This window comes from Streptomyces sp. NBC_00647 (genome assembly GCF_045207245.1).
GTDB lineage: Bacteria > Actinomycetota > Actinomycetes > Streptomycetales > Streptomycetaceae > Streptomyces.
In genome coordinates this window covers 8,978,069-8,996,082 of sequence record NZ_CP109040.1, presented here as the reverse complement: position 1 = coordinate 8,996,082, position 18,014 = coordinate 8,978,069, and the positions used below count along the sequence as shown (strand labels likewise).

At 70.7% G+C, this 18,014-nt stretch carries 15 protein-coding genes and 1 pseudogene; 8 read left to right on the top strand and 8 right to left on the bottom strand.

Annotation, left to right across the window (positions count from 1 at the left end; translation table 11 throughout):
• Positions 1 to 11 precede the first annotated feature (11 nt).
• The 4 genes from OG788_RS39475 to OG788_RS39460 are packed head-to-tail and all read right to left on the bottom strand — an operon-like array spanning position 12 to position 4,091.
• On the bottom strand, positions 12 to 800 hold the full coding sequence (locus OG788_RS39475; RefSeq protein WP_351542730.1) for an alpha/beta fold hydrolase: 789 nt from the start codon (positions 798 to 800) through the stop codon (positions 12 to 14).
• Positions 797 to 1,594, bottom strand: a complete 798-nt coding sequence (locus tag OG788_RS39470) for an aspartate dehydrogenase domain-containing protein (RefSeq protein WP_266764916.1) — start codon at positions 1,592 to 1,594, stop codon at positions 797 to 799. Before OG788_RS39470 ends, OG788_RS39475 begins: the two co-directional genes overlap by 4 nt.
• Positions 1,591 to 2,535, bottom strand: a complete 945-nt coding sequence (locus OG788_RS39465; protein ID WP_351542734.1) for a VOC family protein — start codon at positions 2,533 to 2,535, stop codon at positions 1,591 to 1,593. Before OG788_RS39465 ends, OG788_RS39470 begins: the two co-directional genes overlap by 4 nt.
• A gap of 41 nt (positions 2,536 to 2,576) precedes the next feature.
• Positions 2,577 to 4,091 (bottom strand): aldehyde dehydrogenase family protein, encoded by a 1,515-nt coding sequence (locus OG788_RS39460; RefSeq protein ID WP_406376971.1) that lies wholly within the window; start codon positions 4,089 to 4,091, stop codon positions 2,577 to 2,579.
• Positions 4,092 to 4,351: 260 nt separating this feature from the next.
• Here OG788_RS39460 and OG788_RS39455 point away from each other — a divergent pair, with 260 nt between their 5' ends.
• On the top strand, positions 4,352 to 5,716 hold the full coding sequence (locus OG788_RS39455; RefSeq protein ID WP_406375753.1) for an MFS transporter: 1,365 nt from the start codon (positions 4,352 to 4,354) through the stop codon (positions 5,714 to 5,716).
• A gap of 45 nt (positions 5,717 to 5,761) precedes the next feature.
• On the opposite strand, the gene OG788_RS39450 is transcribed toward OG788_RS39455, so the two are convergent.
• Entirely contained in the window at positions 5,762 to 7,012 is a 1,251-nt protein-coding gene (locus tag OG788_RS39450) for a TetR family transcriptional regulator (RefSeq protein WP_406375752.1), read from the bottom strand.
• Positions 7,013 to 7,060: 48 nt separating this feature from the next.
• On the bottom strand, positions 7,061 to 8,155 hold the full coding sequence (locus OG788_RS39445; protein ID WP_406375751.1) for an XdhC family protein: 1,095 nt from the start codon (positions 8,153 to 8,155) through the stop codon (positions 7,061 to 7,063).
• Between the two features lie 141 nt (positions 8,156 to 8,296).
• Between OG788_RS39445 and OG788_RS39440 the strand changes: the two genes are divergently transcribed.
• The 6 genes and pseudogenes from OG788_RS39440 to OG788_RS39415 form a co-directional block, all read left to right on the top strand.
• Entirely contained in the window at positions 8,297 to 9,166 is an 870-nt protein-coding gene (locus tag OG788_RS39440; RefSeq protein WP_406375750.1) for an FAD binding domain-containing protein, read from the top strand.
• Positions 9,166 to 9,702, top strand: a complete 537-nt coding sequence (locus OG788_RS39435; protein ID WP_406375749.1) for a (2Fe-2S)-binding protein — start codon at positions 9,166 to 9,168, stop codon at positions 9,700 to 9,702. The genes OG788_RS39440 and OG788_RS39435 overlap by 1 nt, the downstream gene beginning before the upstream one ends.
• A gap of 5 nt (positions 9,703 to 9,707) precedes the next feature.
• Positions 9,708 to 12,095, top strand: coding sequence for a xanthine dehydrogenase family protein molybdopterin-binding subunit (locus OG788_RS39430; protein WP_406375748.1), 2,388 nt, complete (start codon positions 9,708 to 9,710; stop codon positions 12,093 to 12,095).
• A gap of 86 nt (positions 12,096 to 12,181) precedes the next feature.
• Complete coding sequence (locus tag OG788_RS39425; RefSeq protein WP_406375747.1) at positions 12,182 to 12,814, top strand: SRPBCC family protein; 633 nt, start codon at positions 12,182 to 12,184, stop codon at positions 12,812 to 12,814.
• 99 nt (positions 12,815 to 12,913) lie between these two features.
• Positions 12,914 to 13,453, top strand: a complete 540-nt coding sequence (locus OG788_RS39420; protein ID WP_351542755.1) for a MarR family transcriptional regulator — start codon at positions 12,914 to 12,916, stop codon at positions 13,451 to 13,453.
• Between the two features lie 319 nt (positions 13,454 to 13,772).
• Positions 13,773 to 14,783 (top strand): annotated as a pseudogene (locus tag OG788_RS39415) (IS630 family transposase); the annotation flags it as partial.
• Positions 14,784 to 14,826: 43 nt separating this feature from the next.
• Here OG788_RS39415 and OG788_RS39410 read toward each other — a convergent pair.
• A complete protein-coding gene (locus OG788_RS39410; protein WP_406375746.1) occupies positions 14,827 to 15,324 on the bottom strand; it encodes a GNAT family N-acetyltransferase in 498 nt (165 codons plus the stop codon).
• A gap of 906 nt (positions 15,325 to 16,230) precedes the next feature.
• On the opposite strand from OG788_RS39410, the gene OG788_RS39405 reads away from it, so the two are divergent.
• Positions 16,231 to 16,452, top strand: coding sequence for a hypothetical protein (locus tag OG788_RS39405; protein WP_406375745.1), 222 nt, complete (start codon positions 16,231 to 16,233; stop codon positions 16,450 to 16,452).
• A gap of 18 nt (positions 16,453 to 16,470) precedes the next feature.
• Here OG788_RS39405 and OG788_RS39400 read toward each other — a convergent pair whose 3' ends face one another.
• The gene (locus OG788_RS39400; protein WP_406375744.1) at positions 16,471 to 17,880 is read right to left on the bottom strand and encodes an NF041680 family putative transposase; all 1,410 of its coding nucleotides are present in this window, start codon (positions 17,878 to 17,880) and stop codon (positions 16,471 to 16,473) included.
• Positions 17,881 to 18,014 lie beyond the last annotated feature (134 nt).

Here is an 18,014-nt window from a genome sequence, read left to right as displayed (position 1 = left end):
GGGGGTAGCTCCTACTCGGGGATGGATGCGGTGATGCGGAGGTGGGAGAGCACCCAGGCGTTGAAGTGCCCGGGCTGCTCCTGGTTGGCCAGGTGACCGGCGTCCTTGACGATCACGTAGGCGGTCTTGTGGATGGCTCCGGCGATGGCCTGGCTCGCCTCGATGCCGGTGACCCGGTCCTGCTCGCCGCACAGCACGAGGGTGGGCGCGGCGATCGAGGGGAGTTCGGCGCGCAGATCGGCGGCGGCCATGGACTCGGCGGCGTACGCGTAGCCGGGCAGCCGTACCGAGGCGGCCATAGTGTCCACGACCCGGCGGACCAGCTCGTCGGGGGCGCCGGGCGACACCAGCCGCGGTCCGCGTCCCTCGGCGAAGGCGCGTGGGCCGAGCTCGGCAAGCTCGGTGGCCCGGGCCCGCATGCCCTTCGCCTTCGCCTCGTCGGTGCCGGAGCCCGGGCTGGAGTCGGCGACGATGAGCGAGGCGACGAGCTCCGGGTGGCGGGCGGCGAGCCGCAGGGCGATCACGCCGCCCCAGGACACTCCGAGGACATGCGCGGTCGAGGCGCGTTCACGGATGAGAGCGGCTGCCGCGTCCGCGTAGTCGTCCAGGCCGAGCGGTTCCTCGGGGTCGGGCGACTTGGCGTAACCGGGGGCGTCCCAGGCCACGACCCGCACGTACGAGGAGAGTTCGGCGAGCTGCGGGGCGAACGCTGCCGACGACGAGCCGATCCCGTGCAGGCACAGCAGCAGGGGGCCCCGGTCACCGGCCTCTTCGACGTGGACGTCGGCGCGGGCGCTCACAGGATCTGGCCCGTCCGCCCGGCGAGCGCGGCGAGGCTGCGCAGGACCGCGTACGGAACCACCTGGCTGGTGGCCGGATTGCCGGGGTCGGGCAGGTGGGCGACCTCGAAGCGGTACGCACCGTGTGCGCCCGACGCCTCGATCACATGGCGTGTGCGGTGCGCCGCCGGGTCGGCGACGACCTGGACCCGCACAGCGTCCAGGTCGCCGACGGCCAGCGCGACGGACGCAGCCACATTCGTCGATTTGGGGAACTTGACCGGGACCTCGCGGGCGGTGCCGGACATGACCACGACCGGGCCGGTCGCCGACCGCATCCGGGCCAGCAACTCCTCGTCCATCCAGGGCTGTTCGAGGGTCGCGGGCAGCTTCGTGGTGGTGAGGCGCACCTCGTCGAGCGGGCCCAGGGAGCGTGCCGCCTGGAGCAGGTCGAGGCCGCCCACGGCACCACCGGTGAAGTACACCCGGCCGGGTCCCGCCGCGAGCAGCCGCTTCGCGAGCTCCTCGTCGGTCAGCGCTCCGGTGGAGGCGATCAGCAGATCGGTGCCGGATTCCAGCACCCGCTCGCCCCATTCCCGTACGACACCCTGGCCCGCGGCCTCGACGATCAGGTCACAGACCTCCAGGGCCTCCTCGAAGGTGGCCTGCCGCGCCGGTGCGGCTTCGCCGAGCGGACGGTTGTCGACGACGCACACCAGCTCTGCGCCACCCACCCGGCCGTCGGCGAGGGCGGTGCCGACGACCCGGCCGATCGCGCCCCAGCCGACGATGCCGACCTTGCGTACGGTGCTCATGCGGTGGCCTCCTGGGCGTCGAGGGGAGCGAGCGGGCCGGGGTCCGGCGCGCCCGCCATGTGGCAGCGGATCTCCTTGGACGGCGGTCCCGCCGTCCCCCACAGGTCGGACAGGTCCGGCACCCGCCGCCACACCCGGGCGATCCAGGCGTCCTCGACGATCTGGGCGACCTCGGAGGTGTACTCGCAGACCAGTCCGGACGGGTCGGTGAAGTAGGAGAAGGTGTTGTTCCCGGGGCCGTGCCGTCCGGGGCCCCACTGGGGGGTGATGCCGTGGTGACGGAGCCGGCCGAGGCCCCGCATGAAGTGGTCGACCGAGGTCATCTCGTACGCCACGTGGTTGAGCGAGGTCCACTCGGCCTGGTTGAACGCGATGCAGTGGTGGTCCGCGTTGCAGCGCAGGAACGCCATCTGGTGCTCGGACCAGTCGGAGACGCGCAGCCCCAGTACCTCGCAGTAGAAGGTGACTGCGGCGTCGATGTCGGTGGTGTTGAGCACGGCGTGCGTCACCCCGACGGGCACGGCGCCGTCCCGGCCGCGCGGGACGACCGCCTCGACCTGGGCGCTGATCTCGATGAGGCGCCCTTCGGGATCGGTGAACCGCAGCCCGTAGCCGCCGCCCGCCTGGTCCAGCGGGCCGGGCCCGAGGACGGGGACGATGCCGCGTGCCTCGAGGCGCCGCGCGGCCTCGTCGACCTCGGCGGGGGTCGCGACGGCGAACGAGAGGCGGCCGAGTCCGACCCGCTCCCGCTCGGACAGATGGAGAACGTGGTGCTCGTCGCCCGTGCCGCGCAGCCAGCGGGCACCGGTGTCCGACTCGACGGTCTCCAGACCCCAGACCTCTTCGTAGAAGTCGGCGGTCTCTGTGAAGGCCGGGGTGTGCAGCTCGACGTAGCGCAGTGAGCGGAGCCGGGCGATCGGACCGGGGGGTGGTTGGTGCATCGGTCTCTCCAGACGGGCGGGCGGACGTGCGTGCGGCCGGGTCAGTTGGCCCAGGGAAGCGGGTGGCCTGAGGTGCCCCAGTACAGGGACTTCTGGCGCTGGTAGGCGCGGATCGCGTCGCGGCCCTTCTCGGTGCCGAGGCCGCTGTCCTTCCATCCGCTGAACGGGGTGGAGGCGCTGAACTGCTTGTACGTGTTGATCCAGACCGTGCCGGCCTCGATCCGGCGGGCGAGCTGCCAGGCGGCCCGCAGGTCACGGGTCCAGATGCCGCAGGCCAGCCCGTAGACGGAGTCGTTGGCCTGGCGGACCAGGTCGTCCTCGTCGTCGTAGGGCAGGGCGACCAGGACGGGGCCGAAGATCTCCTCCTGGCAGGTGCGCGAGGTGTTGGGCAGTCCTTCCAGGACCGTCGGCAGGTAGTACGCGCCGTCCTCGTACCGCTGCCCCTCGGGCGCCGAGCCGCCGCACAGGACCCGTGCGCCCTCGGAGCGGGCGAGGTCCACGTAGGCCGCGACGGAGTCGCGGTGGCTGTGGTGCACCAGGGGGCCGACCTGGGTGCTCGGTTCGGTGCCGGGTCCGACGCGCAGCTTGCGGACGCGCTCGACGAGTTCACCGACGAAGGTGTCGTAGATCTCGCGGGCCACGAAGAGCCGTGAGCCGGCGATGCAGGACTGTCCGCTGGAGGAGAAGATCCCGAACATCACGCCGGCCAGGGCCTGCTCGATGTCGGCGTCGGCGCGCACGATCGTAGGCGACTTGCCGCCGAGCTCCAGCGAGGCGGGGATGAGCTTCTGGGCGGCGATCGTGGCGATGGACCTGCCGGTTCCGGTACCGCCGGTGAATCCGATGCGGGCGACGAGGGGGTGGCGTACGACTGCGTCACCGACCACCCGGCCGCTGCCCGGGAGTACCGAGAGCAGGGCGGTGGGCAGGCGGAACTCGTCGAGGGCCTGGGTGATCAGCCGGCCGAGGGCGAGGGAGACCAGAGGGGTCCAGGCCGCCGGCTTGAGCAGGACCGCGTTCCCGGCGGCGAGCGCGGGTGCGATCTTCTGCGCGTCGCTGGCAACAGGAGAGTTCCAGGGGTTGATCGCCCCGACGACACCGAGCGGCTCGTACACGCTCATGGTGACGTACGGGCCGCGGGACGGCGTGACCGAGTCCTCGGCGCACTCCAGGGCCGCCGCCATGTAGCGGAAGGTGCCTGCGGCACTGAGCGCGAGGGCGCGGGTCTCGGTGAGGGTCTTGCCGGTGTCGGCCGTCTGCACCGCGGCGAGCTCGTCGGCCGACTGCTCGGTCAGCTCGGCGATGCGGTGCAGCAGCCGGGCGCGCTCATGGGCGGGCAGGTCCCGCCAGGCCGGGTCCGCCGCCGCCTTCGCCGCTGCCTCGGCCGCTTCGTCGACCTCGTCGGCTGTGGCGGTGTGGACGGTGGCGAGGACGCGGCCGTTCGCCGGGTCGATGGTGTCGAGGGGTTCGCCCGCACCCTGTCGCCACTGGCCCGCGATGAGGATGTCGGTGGGGAAGTGCGGCACGGGTGTACCTCCGGGCGGGGTGGGGGGCAGGTGGGCTGCGGGTACGGACGCAGGGGGCGCGTGCCGTCACCCGGAACCTTCGAAGTGCTAGAAATCTAAGCGCTTAACTATTCTTGCGCAAGAACCCAGGGCGAAATCGTTGCCTTCCATGCCTTGAGCACGCACTCCGCGACCCCGATGATGGACACCGAGTCGCCGGAGACTAGATCCCTAAGTCCTTGACCATTGACCGCTTAGTCATTGGAACCTACTGTCTCCGCAACTGCTCAGCCCGCGGAAGGAACCCCTCCATGACGACTGTGGCCGGCAAGCCAGCAATCGGCTCCATAGCCGCGAGACTTGAACGACTGCCGCAATCACGCTGGCACGTCAAAGTCCGGTTTCTGATCGGCGCCGTCACCTTCTTCGAGGCGTTCGACCAGCTGCTGGCCGCCTCCGCACTCCCCGTCCTGATGAAGGAATGGCACCTGACCACCGGCCAGGCCACCTTCGCCGTGACCTCCGCCTCCATCGGCATGCTGCTCGGCGCCGTGGCGGCGGGCTGGATGGGCGACCGGATCGGCCGTGTACGCACCGTCGCACTGGGCGTCGCCGTCACTGCCCTGGCCAGCCTCGCCGTCGCCCTCTCGGGCAGCATCGAGACCTTCGCGCTCTTCCGGTTCGTCCAGGGCCTCGGCATCGGCGGAGTCGTGCCCGTCGCGGCCACGTACATCAACGAGATCGCCCGCTCCGACAAGCGGGGCCGTTTCGTCCTGCTGTACGAGATGATCTTCCCGGCGGGACTGGCGGCCGCCACCCTGGTCGCCGTGTGGGTGGTCCCCCACTTCGGCTGGCGCGCCATGTTCGTCCTCGGCGCTCTCCCGGTACTGCTCGCCGCCGTTCTCCCGCGCCACGTAGCGGAGTCCCCGCGCTGGCTGCTGGCCCGCGGACGAACCCAGGAGGCGGAGGAGGCCATCGCCCGCATCGAGGCCGAGGTCGTCCGCGCCACAGCCGAGCCACTGCCCGCCCCTGCCGCCGGTGCGCCCGACGAGGTGTCCCAGGGCCGCCTGCGCGACCTGTTCCAGGGCCGCTACCTACGGCGTACAGCGGTCCTGTCGGGGCTGTGGTTCGTCGCCTATTACGTGAACCACGGCATCTCCGTCTGGCTGCCGTCGCTCTACACGAAGCAGTTCGACCTGGATCTGACCACCGCGCTCGTCTTCACCCTGGTCAGCAACATCACCGGTCTGCTCGGCACCCTCGTCATGGCCCTCCTGGTCGACCGTATCGGCCGGAGGCCCGCCCTGATCGGCGCGCTAGTCGGCACCGTGCTCTCGCTGGGCGTGCTCGCCCTGCTCGGTGCGACCTCGGGCGGTCAGGTCGCCGTCTTCGCCTCGTGCACGACGTTCTTCCTGTTCGCGATCAACGCGGGGCTCTACCTGTACTCACCCGAGATGTACCCGACGGCCAACCGGGCCAAGGGGGCAGCGTTCGGCGGCCTGTGGAACCGGCTCGGCGTCATTCTCGGTCCGATAACCGTAGGCGCGATCATCGGAGCGGGCGGCAGCCTGGGGCTCGTCTTCGCGCAGCTCGCCGTGGTGGCCGCGGTGGGCGCCGCGATCGCCTGGTTCGCGATCGAGACCAAGGGCAAAACCCTGGAGGAGCTCAACTCCTGACGCACCCGGCAGGCCGGGAGAGGGGCCGGTGTCCCGGAGCAGCGATCACTGCTCCGGGACACCGGCCCCGAGCGTTTGCCCCAGAGCGCCGAGGAGCCCCGACAGCCGGCGCCGGTCCGCGGGCCCGAGCCCGGCAAGCAGCTCACGCTCCTGGGCGGACCGAGCGGCGAAGACCCGGTCGGACAGCGCGATGCCCTCCGGGGTGAGGCACAGCCGGACGATCCGGCGGTCTTTCGCGTCGCGCTCCCGCCGGATCAGGCCCACCGCCTCCAGACGGTCCGCGTGCTGGGTGAGGCCGCCCGCGCGGACCGTGCCGGCGGCCGCCACCTCGCCCATCGTCCGGCGGTAGGGCTCTCCTGCGTCGCGCAGGGTGGCGAGCACCTCGTAGGCGGGCAGGCTGATGCCGTACGCGCGGACAGTCCTGCCGACGAGCGCCTGATGCCGCTGGGCGCACTCGCCAAGCCTGTCGAACAGGGATGTGGCGGATTCGTCGGTGGCGGGGGGCGCCGGCACGGACCACCGGGTGCCTTGGCGCTCGGCTTCCGGGCGCTCGGCCTGCGGGCGCTCCGCCTCCGGACTCCCGGCGCGTACGGACACCGCCTCGCCCGTGACCTCGGTGCCGCGCACCTGCTCGCGGGCGGGACGGAGCGCGTCGCCGAAGGCGGTGGTGAGCACGTCCGTCAGCGCGGGAGCCAGCTCCCCGGTCGGGACGGAGACCGCCGGTTCGTGCGCGAAGACATAGCGTTCCATGATCACGCCGAAGAGGACGCTGCGGACCATGGCGACGCGCACGTCCGACTCGGCCGAGTCGCCGAGCAGCCTCGCGAGGGGGGCGCCGACCTGCTTCTCCAGGATCGTGCGCAGCAGTTCGGCGCTCGGCGGGTGGCTGGCCGCCGAGCGGATCAGCGCGGGCCAGGGATCATCGGCCGGCAGCCGGTCCCAGCGGTCCAGGTAGGCGTGGGCAAGGGCTGCCGGTACATCGCCATCTCCGTCTGCGCCGAGCACGTCACCCGTGACGCCCGCTTCGCCTCCGACCGCCTCGCGGAACAGACCGTCCTTGGTCCCGAAGTACGCCATCACCAGACCCGGCGTCACCCCGGCCTCGGCCGCGATGGCGCGGACCCCGACGCCCTTGTAGCCGTGCGCCCCGAACAGCCGGCGGGCGGCATCGAGAACCGCACGGCGATTGCCTTCCGGGTCGTGCGAGCCGGGACGGCGCGGCGCGGCCGGGGGCTGCCCGGCCTCGGGTACGGGGCTTGTGGCCGTCTCTCGACGGCCCTTGCTCTTTGGATCCACAGCCCTCACATTAAACGAGCGTTCATAAAAACAGACGTTCAAAAACGGTCACACTCTATGTACGGGACCGAGCCGGTCGGTGAGCGGCAGCCCGCTGCCGCCGCGCCGCACCGCGATGATCTCGGCCATGATCGACACGGCCGTCTCCTCGGGTCCCCGACCGCCGAGATCCAGGCCGACCGGCGAACGCAGTCGTGCGATTTCCGCCTCGGTGGTGCCTGCCGCACGCAGTCGTGCGAGCCGGTCCTCATGCGTGCGGCGGCTGCCCATGGCTCCCACGTATCCGGCCCTGCTGCGCAGCGCGAGCGCGAGGACCGGCACGTCGAAGCGATGGTCATGGGTCAGCACGCACACCGTGGTCGTGGCGTCGAACCGATCCTCCCGGGCGCGGAACCACCGGTCGGGCCGGTCGGTGACGACCTCGTCGGCGCCCGGGAAGCGCTCGGGCGCCGCGAAGGCGGGCCTGGCGTCACAGACCGTCACGTGGTGCCCGAGCGCGGCACCGATGCCTGCCAGGGGGCGGGCGAACTCGGCCGCACCGAAGATCAGCAGCTGCGGCCGGGAGGCGAAGGACTGCACCAGCAGCTCCCGCTCCGGTGCGCAGGCGATGCCGCCGCCCGCTGCGTTTCCGCTGGTCACAAGGCCGCTCGCGGCCCGTCCCAGCATGCCGTCGGCGGCCAGGGCAGCCGCCCGGTCCGCCTGCGGATCACCCAGCGAGCCGGTCACCGTCCCACCGCCGACGGCCAGTCCCCCGCCGCCACCGACGGGAGTGACCAGGGCCACCGGCACGCCGGCCGCGAGATCGGCGGCGATCCGGCCGAGCGGCACCTCGGGGCCCGCCTCACGGATCAGCACCTCGATCGTGCCCCCGCAGGTCAGGCCGACCTCGAAGGCGTCGTCGTCGCCGACCCCCCAGCGCTCGACCGTCGGGGCGGCGCCCGCGAGCACCTCCTCGGCGATCGCGCAGACTGCGGACTCGACACAGCCGCCGGAGACGCTGCCGACGACACGGCCCTCCTCCGACACCAGCATCGACGCGCCCGGCGCGTGCGGAGCCGAGCCCCACGTCCGCAGGACGGTCGCCATGGCGAAGCGGGTTCCGGAGCGCTGCCAGGCGACTGCCTGGTCGATGACGTGTCGCATATCGCTCACCTCGGACTGGGAAATTTCGGACAGCCTCTTGCCAGGAAGAAACTTTAGTGTAAATCATTTCAGGTACTAGATAGATCTGTACGTGTCGAATGCAACGGCGCGACGACGACCAGAGAGGACCGGTGGAGCAGGTTGAAACCCTCACCCTTCGACTACACCGCCCCCAGCACCGTCGGCGAGGCGGTCGCCCTCCTCGCCGACGAGGAACGGGAGGCAAAGGTCGTAGCGGGCGGCCAGTCACTGATCCCCATGCTGAACATGCGCCTGGCCAGGCCCGAGCTGCTCGTCGACATCACCCGGATCCCCGAGCTCGGCCGTCTTCACGTGGACGCGGCGGGCAACCTCCGCATCGGCGCCGCCGTGCGGCAGGGCCGGGCCGCGGCCGACAGCGCCGTACGGGAAGGGTGGCCGCTGCTGGCCGCCGCGATCGAGCACATCGGTCACCCGCAGATCCGCAACCGCGGCACCGTCTGCGGCAGCCTCGCCCACCATGACCCGGCCGCCGAGCTGCCCACCGCGGCCCTCGCCCTGGACGCCCGGTTCGTGATCACCGGGCCGCGCGGCACCCGCACCGTCACCGCCGAGGACTTCTTCGTCGCGACCTTCTCCACCGCCGTCGAGGCGGACGAGCTGCTCACCGAGGTCGTGTTCCCCCCGCTCCCGGCGCATCACGGCTGGGCCTTCGAGGAACTGACCCGCAGACATGGCGACTTCGCCACCGTGGGCGTGGCGGTCGTGCTGGAGCGGAGCTCCGCCGAGGGCACCGTCCGGGCGGCCCGCGTGGTCTTCAGCGGCACAGCCCCCGCACCCGTACGTCTGGCCGCCGCCGAGGACGCACTCGTGGGCAGCGAAGCCGACGAGCGGGCCCTCGCCGCCGCGGCCGGCGCCGCGCTGTCCCGTCTCACGCCCTCCGACGACGTCCACGCCGCCGCCGAGTACCGGCGCGAAGGCGCCGCCCATCTCCTCGTCCGCGCCTGCACCACCGCCTGGGAGCGCTGCTGATGACCCCGTCCGTCCCCGCCCCGCTCGCAGCGCGCAAGCCGCCGCTCGCCGAGCCCTCCGCCTGGCACGAGATCACGCTCACCGTCAACGGCCGGCCGGTCACCGCCTCGGTCGAGTCCCGGCTGCTCCTCAGCGACTTCCTCCGCGACCGGCTCGGTCTCACGGGCACGCATGTCGGCTGCGAGCACGGAGTCTGCGGGGCCTGCACCGTCCTTGTCGACGACGAGCCGGTGCGTACCTGTCTGACCCTGGCCGTGCAGTGCCAGGACGCCGAGATCCGCACGGTCGAGGGCCTCGCACCCGGCGACGCCCCCCTCACCTCCGTACAGCGGGCCTTCCACGAGTGCCACGGCATGCAGTGCGGCTTCTGCACGCCCGGGTTCGTGATGACGGCGACCGCGCTCACCGAGCGGTCCCACCGCCCGGACGAGGAACAGGTCGCCGACGCCCTCAGCGGGCATCTGTGCCGGTGCACCGGCTACCGCAACATCCGCCGTGCCGTGTGCCAGGCACTCGACGAGCGCTTCGGGGAGTGACCCGCATGTCCCACGACTCCGACCTGCACCGGCACGGCGACGGCGGGTGGATCGGCCGATCCGTCCCGCGCGTCGAGGACGACCGGCTGCTGCGCGGCAACGGCCGATACGTCGACGACATCGCCCTGCCCGGAGCCCTCGACGCCGCGTTTGTGCGCAGCCCGCACGCCCACGCCCGCATCGACTCCGTCGACGTGAGCGCGGCCCTGGCCGCGCCCGGCGTCGTCGCGGTGTGGACCGGCGACGACGTGGCGGACCTTCCGGCGATGCTGAACAAGGAGGAACTGCGCACCCCGCCGGGGCTCGCCGAGCTCCTGGACCCGGTGGTCCGCATGACTCCCATGCCCCTCCTCGCCCGCGACAAGGTCCTCTACGTCGGCCAGCCCGTCGCCGTCGTCTTCGCCGAGAACCGCTACCTCGCCGAGGACGCCCTGGAACTCGTCGACGTGCGCTACTCCCCGCTGGCCGTGCTCGTCGACCCCGGGCTCTCCCTGAGCCCGGACGCACCTGTGCTGCACGAGGAGCTTCCCGACAACACCGCGGTCGCGGTCGCCGCCCGGGTCGGCGACCCGGACGCGGCGTTCTCCCGCGCTCACGCCGTGGTGAGCGAGCGGTTCGAGGCCCACCGGTACGTCGCCTCTCCGATCGAGACCCGCGCGATCTCCGCCCAGGTGGATCCGTACAGCGGCAGGCTGACCGTCTGGTCGGGCACCCAGACCCCGCACCGGCTCCGGGACGCCATCGCGCACACCCTCGGTCTGGAGTCCGCCGCGGTCCATGTCGTCGCGGCCGATGTCGGCGGCGGTTTCGGCCAGAAGGGCATCCTCTACGTCGAGGAGCTCCTCGTCCCCCATGCCGCCCGCCGCATCGGCCGCCCCGTGCTGTGGCGCGAGGACCGCAACGAGAACCTCACCGCCGCCTCCCACGCCCGTGAGCAGATCCACCGCATCGAACTCGCCGCGGACGCCGAGGGCCGGCTCCTCGCCGTACGCGACCGGATCACCGTCAACTTCGGCGCCTACAACATGACCGGCCTTGTGGTGCCGTACAACTCCCTCTGTCATCTGCTCGGCCCCTACCGGATCCCCAACGTGGACATCGACGTCGTCGGTGTGCTCACCAACACCACCTTCGCCACGCCCTACCGGGGAGCCGGACGCCCGGAGACGGTGTTCGCCATGGAACGCGCAATGGACCGGTTGGCAGCGGAGCTGGGCATCGAGCCCGAGGAGCTGAGGGCGCGCAATCTTGTCGGACCCGACGCGATGCCGTACGCGACCGGGCTCGTGGACCGTTCGGGCAGACCGCAGATCTACGACTCCGGGGACTATCCCGAGCTCCTGCGCCGCGCCGTGGCCAAGGCGGATGTCGAGCGGGTACGCGCACGGCAGCGCGAAGGCGCCCGGGACGGCAAGTACATCGGCATCGGATTCGCCATGTACATCGAGGCGACCGGACTCGGACCGTTCGAAACCGCCCGGATCGACATCGCCCCCAGCGGCAGGGTGCGCCTCGCCATCGGCGCCCCCTCCCAGGGGCAGGGGCACCGCACCTCCATGGCGCAGATCGCCGCGGACGCCATCGGGGTGCCGTTCGATGTCATCGATGTGGTCGGCGGAGACACGGAGGCCACCCCGTTCGGTGTGGGCACCATCGCCAGCCGTGCCCTGGTCACCGCGGGAAACGCCACCCACCGGGCCGGCCGGCTGATCCGCGAGAAGATCGTCGAAGCGGCGGCGCGCCGGCTCGGCGTCGACGCGGACGGCCTCCACCTGAACGACGGCGTCGTGGCGTCCAAGGATCCGGGCGGCCCGTCCATGGGGCTGGCGGAGCTGGCCGGACGGGCCCCGCTGCCCGGCACCCCCGAACCCGCCGACGGGCGATACGGCACCGAGATCAGTGAGACCGTGCATTTCCGCCCACCGGGTTTCGCGGTCTCGGGCGGAGCGCATGCGGCGGTCGTCGAGGTCGACGAACACACCGGCGGCATCGAGATCCTGCACTATGTCGTCGTCCACGACGCCGGCAACATCGTCAACCCGATGATCGCGGAGGGACAGGTCACCGGTGGCATCGCGCAGGGAATCGGCGGTGCGCTCTACGAGGAGATGGTCTACGGCCCCGACGGCCAGCCCCGCACCGGCACATACATGGACTACCTGGTGCCCACGTCCTCGGAGATACCCGACCTCGACATGGACGAGATCTTCACGCCCAGTCCCATGAACGACCTCGGCGTCAAGGGACTCGGCGAAGGCGGCGCGATCGCACCACAGGCAGTGCTGGCCGGTGCCGTCGAAGACGCACTGCGCCCCTTCGGTGTGGTCGTGCGCCGAGGACCGCTCTCACCCAGCCGGGTCCGCGAATTGATCCGGACGGCCGACCGAACCTGAATCCGGCCCATGCATGAATCCGCAGACCCCCGCGGCCTGCCCTCCCTCGTTCCGGCCACGGCCGGCCCATCTCTGATTGGACACCCATGCAGCTCGACCACTCCTTCACCGTCCCGGCGGATCCGGACGACGCCTGGAAACTGTTCCTCGACCTCGGCCGGGTCGCACCCTGTATGCCCGGCGCCGTACTGGACACCCTCGACGGTGACTCGTTCACCGGACGAGTCAAGGTCAAGGTCGGTGCGGTGCAGATGAGTTACCGCGGCGAGGGCACCGTCAGCCGCGACGGGTCCGCCCGCTCGATGCACCTCGACGTCAGCGGGAGCGAGACCCGAGGCGCGGGTACGGCCTCGGCCACGGTCACCGCGACGCTGACCGCCGACCCGGTTGGCACCCGGGTGCGCGTACGCACGGACCTCGACATCACCGGCCGTCCCGCGCAGTTCGGCCGGGGCATCATGACCGAAGTCGGTGACCGCATCGTTCAGCAGTTCGCCACCCGCCTCGAAGAGTTGCTGCGGGACTCCGGGGGCTCCGCGTCCGTCGCGGCCACAACGGGCGTGGTGGGGTCGTCCGGCCGGCTCTCGCCCGAGCCGGAGGCGGTGGACCTCGGAGCGGCCGCGCTGCCCGTGCTGCTCAGGAAGGCTGCCGTGCCGACGGCAGCAGTGCTGGTCGCCGTCGTGGTGATTCAGCGCCTGAGGCGACGTTCCAGCAGGTGATTCGGGCTGCGCAGCCCGTCCCCCGGTCCGGCCTATCACCTCAGCGGTAAGATTCTCAGTGCCATGAGAAGGTGGCGGGCGCTGTACGAGGGGATGGGCATGGCTGCATCGAGGCCGGCGGACCGGGACGCCGTCGCGAACGTGATCGAGGACTGGGCGCGCGAACGCCCCGAGCTGGACACCAGCCCCCTCGAGGTCCTCGCGCGCCTCCACCGCTCCTTCCTGCGCTACAGCACGAGGCTGACCACATCGATCGAGCGTCATGGGCTCTCCGTGGCCGGCTTCGACGTGCTGACCGCCTTGCGGCGGTCCGGCGATCCCTACCGGCTGACGGCCGGACAGCTCGCGGACACCGGACTGGTCTCATCGGCAGGAGTGACGTTGCGGATCGACCGTTTGGAGAACGACGGTCTCATCGTCCGCGAACGGGACGCCGGTGACCGCAGAGTCGTTTACTCACGTCTCACCGACAAGGGCCTGGCGACGGTGGACACCGTCTTCTCGGAGCACCTCGACAACGAACGCCGGATGCTCAGCGGACTCTCGCCCTCCGAACGCCGCCAACTGGCGCGACTGCTGCGCAAGCTGGAGGTCTCGATCCTCCATTCCGACGAGGAACCGAGCGACGCCACGACGTAATCAGCGGTGAGCCGCCTGTCATCCGCTGAATGCCGCAGTGGCCGCCGCGAACGCGTCGGCATCGTCCAGCCTCGGGAAGTGCCGCGCCCCGGACTGAACGACCACCTCGGCGTGCGGAACTTTCACCGCCACCGGGCTGAACCTGGCCTACGACGGCGGCACGCCGACCTTCGACCTGGCCGTCGATGCCGGAAGCGCGGTGGGCAACGCCCCCGCAGGTCCAGCTGTCCTACGACATGGCCATCCTCGCCCTGCGCACCAGAAACTGCAGCGGATCGTGCGACGGGGTAGCACCAGCACGGTGCGGTTCCGCAGGGCGATGATGCTGCTGGCTTCAGCGAGCGGGAACACCGTGCCGGTGATCGCGCGGCTCGTGCAGGCGGACGAGGACACCGTCCGGGACGTGATCCACAAGTTCAACGAGATCGGGCTGGCCTGTCTGGCCCCTCGGTGGGCGGGAGGCCGTCCCCGCCTGCTCAGCGAAGACGACGAGGACTTCGTCATCCAGACGGCCACCACCCGCCCGGCCAAGCTCGGCAAGCCCTTCACCCGCTGGTCGATCCGGAAACTCGCCGATCACCTGCGCCGCGACCTCGCCCGCCCGATACGGATCGGCCGCGAGGCCCTGCGCTGCCTACTCGCCCGCCGCGGGATCACCTTCCAGCGCACCAAGACCTGGAAGGAGTCCACTGACCCGGACTTCGACGCCAAGCTGGACCGCATCGAGTACGTGCTCCACGAGCGCCCGGACCGGACCTTCGCCTTCGACGAGTTCGGGCCGCTGGGCATCCGCCCGACCGCCGGGGCCTGCTGGGCCGAGCAGGGCAGGCCGGACCGGTTGCCGGCGACCTATCACCGCACTCACGGCACCCGCTATTTCCATGGCTGCTACTCGGTCGGCGACGACACCCTGTGGGGCGTCAACAGACGCCGCAAGGGCATCGGCCCGACCTGGGCCGCGCTCAAGAGCATCCGTGCAGCCCGCCCGGACGGCGCCCCGGTCTCTGTGATCCTGGACAATCTCTCCGCCCACAAGAACGGGCGTATGCGCCGCTGGGCGACGAGGAACAAGGTCGAGCTGTGCTTCACCCCGACGAACGCGTCCTGGGCCAACCCCATCGAGGCACACTTCGGGCCGCTGCGGCAGTTCACCCTCGCCAACTCCCACCACCCCAACCACACCGTCCAGACCCGCCAGTTGCACCGCTATCTGCGCTGGCGCAACCAGAACCCCCGCCACCCCGACGTCCTGGCCGCACAGCGCTGCGAACGCGCCCGCATCCGCAGTGAGAAGGGCATTCGCTGGGGCGGACGCCCCCTCGCCGCCGCAGCCTGGCCAAGTGAGGGATCCCGCCGTGCCCGGGATGTGGAGATCAGACAGCGGCCAGGCTCCTCGCCATGACCCGCTCCCTGCCAACGCCATCGGGCAGAAGATCGCCGGACTCACCCGTGTCCGCGAAACCGTGCCGCTCATAGAGCGCGGTTGCCTTGCGGTTGTCCGGCATGACGGACAACCGCAGCGTCGTGGCACCGCGCTCCGCCGCCCACCGCTCGATCGCCTGGATCAGGCAGTCACCCACGCCCTTGCCCCGAGCCGTGGGGTTGACCCACATCGAGATCAACTCCACGTTCTCTGCTCCCTCGCCCGGCACTCCGCTGGCTATGCCCACCGGAAGGCCGTCGAGGAGCGCGACGAGATCGTGCGCGCCAGGAATCGACAGACGGGCACGCCAGCGTTCCTCTCGGTCGCCGGAGCCCTGCCACTGGGCCAGTGTCGATCCGAACGCGTAGGGCGCCTCAGCAAGCGCGGCCAGTCGCAACTCCCGCCAAAAGGGCCAGTCGTCTGATTCCAAAGTGCGTAGTTCAAGCATGATCCAGACCCTGCCCGCCCGCCGGGGCGGGCAGCAAGTTGATTACCACCATGCAAACAAACTCGTTCAGCCCTGCGACCAACCGAAACCGGGGAGCAACGGTGACTCGCGCACCCGCAGACCACGAGACCTCGGTGAACCTATCCGGACACGGCGCTAGGGACTGAATAGGCCGAGGCGCACTGCGACCGCCCCAACGGCTCGCAGAAGAACACCATGCAGGCGATCAGGACGCTGACCTGCGGAGCCAAGTCCTAACGCGCCCGCAGGATCCGGAGACCAGTCGCCCAGTACAGCCTGGTGCCGGCACCTGCTGGCTCTACCCAACCGGCTCCGTCTGCTTGGCTGTCCAGGGCGTCGCGGACAGCGGGCCGACGGCCAGCCGATGATCGTGAACAGGTCCACAGCCAGATCTTCCACCGACCGCGGCGCCCCCGAGCAGGTCCCGCCAGGGCGAGTTGGTGCGGTGCTTCCCCGTGATGGCTTCGAGCGTTCGACGGTGCTCGGCCTGCTGCCGTCCGCGGACCGGATCGACCGGCATCAACCGACGAGGAACTGCTGACCATCCTACCGTTTGTCCACTGCCGCCTCGGTCCGGCCAGGACAAACTCCGCGATCAGCACTGCGAACAAAGGGCGTCTCAATGAGAGTGCAGGATCGTCTCAATCTCTGCAGCTTTGCAGGCCACAATCATGTCAAGCCGCAATACTCGTCTTGACGCTGATCTGCCCGTTGCCGACGTCGGTGACCAGGACCGCCATGTGCGTACAGTCCTCGTTGCGCTGCCACGGGGGGATCTTCCAGGTAAAGGCAATGGGCGCATCCTGCCCATGCAGCGAACCCGTTGATGCGGGGACCGGGACAACGGGCCGAAACCGGACCCAGGGCGCCCGTACGATGATCGCCGTGACCACCCGCCGCATGCTGGGCGCCGGCCCCGAGGCTCCTGCCCAGGGTATCCGCGCCACCCAGGCTGATCTCCTCGCCGCCCTGCCCGGCATCCGCCTCTCCGATCTCAGCGAACTGCGGGCCCGCGGAGTGGTCGGAAGCCACCTCCCTGCCCAGCCGAAAACCCGGCGCAGCCTCGGGGCCGGTCGCTCGGAGACCTCGCCCGGCTCCCCCGACTGAGCCCTATCAGCGCCCCCTCTAAGCTTCGCTTTTATCCCTGTGAGTGTGGGATCGCAGGTCTTGCGGCTGTTTTGACTGCGGGGTGGCGGGTGGCTGGGCCTCGTCGGGTGCCTTGTGGACGGCCTGGCAGGGTTGTGGCGGCTTGGCCGGTGTTCCCATTGCTGCCTGGACGTGACGAAATCGTCGGCGGACGCGGCCGGGTGTGAGATGGGTCTGCGGCAAAGGCTGTTCCCAGGGCAGCCGATGGTCGGCCACCAGGGAGCGGGCAAGGCGGAGTTGGGTGTAGGCGGCGATGACCAGCCAGGTCCATCGGTCGGCCTGCTCCGGAGTGCGGGGCCGGGGCAGAGTCCAGTTCAGGGTCTGGCGGGCGAACCGGAAGGTGTGCTCGATGTCGAACCGGCGGGTGTAGGCCCGCCAGAGCAGGTCCGGATCGGGGGTCTGGCCAAAGGGGCCTGTCCACCACAGCCACAGAGTCTTCGGGGCCCGGCTCCGGCCGGGCAGCCGGTCGACGGTGAGCCGGACCAGGGTGCCGGGGACGATGGGGCGAGGGCCTCGGCTGCCGTGTCCGTCGTGCTGCTGGGTCTTGGCGTGCAGGCGGTGCCACATCTGCACGCTCACCGCGCCGTATTGCTCGTCCGCGCAGGTGTGGACGGCGTCCGGGACCGGCCAGGTGGTGGGGTCGGGACAAGTGAACTTCGCGCCGTGGCGGCGCGGCCGCCCCGAGCCTGTCGCCCTGATGGGTGGCGGGTCGGCGTAGAACGACCGGTCGGAGCGGACCCGGACCAGGATCTGGGCCGGAGTTCTGGCGAGTTCGAGAGCCAGGCGGACGGAATCGTAGCCGCCGTCGAATACGAACAGCGGGGTCTTGAGGCCAAGTTCGGGACTCCGTCGCAGCAGGCCGTGGATCTGGAGGGCGGCGGCCGTGCTGGGATTCTGCCCCGGCAGCAGCCGCTGGGCATCTACTGGCGCGGTCCACGAGTTCGTCGTCAGCTCCAGGCCGGCGAGCCAGGAGTAGGCCCAGCCGGCAACGATTGGCTGTCCCGCCGAGTGCTTGGAGGGGTGGTAGTAGTAGCCGCGGTCAGGTGAGCACTCGGCATCGCCGCGGACCCACACGCTCACGTCCACCGCGAACACAGGGCACGAAGCACCGGGCAGCGAGGCGGCGAGCAGCTCACGCACCTTTTCGGCATCCACGTAGCCTTCAGCCAGGGCCGCATAGGTACTCCCGTGGCCGCGGCGGTGCAGTCCATCGAGTGACAGGTAGGGCAGTGAGATGACCGGGCCGGCTGCCAGCAGGGCATCCGTCAGGTCGAACAACGCGTCACCCCGCCGGGCCAGGCAGTCGTACCAACCCCTACGGAACCGCGCTAAGTTGGTCCCGCTCTGGCGGCCCACCCCCGCCCCGAGCACACTGACAGCGACGGCCATCGCACCCTCCCCTGGTCTTCACCTACCTGGAGAGTCCCGCGATGGCCGTTCCATGTCCCGGCTACCGAGCAACCAACCGTGCACGACCAGAGCACACGGATAAAAGCGAAGCTAAGAACCCCTAACGGAATGCT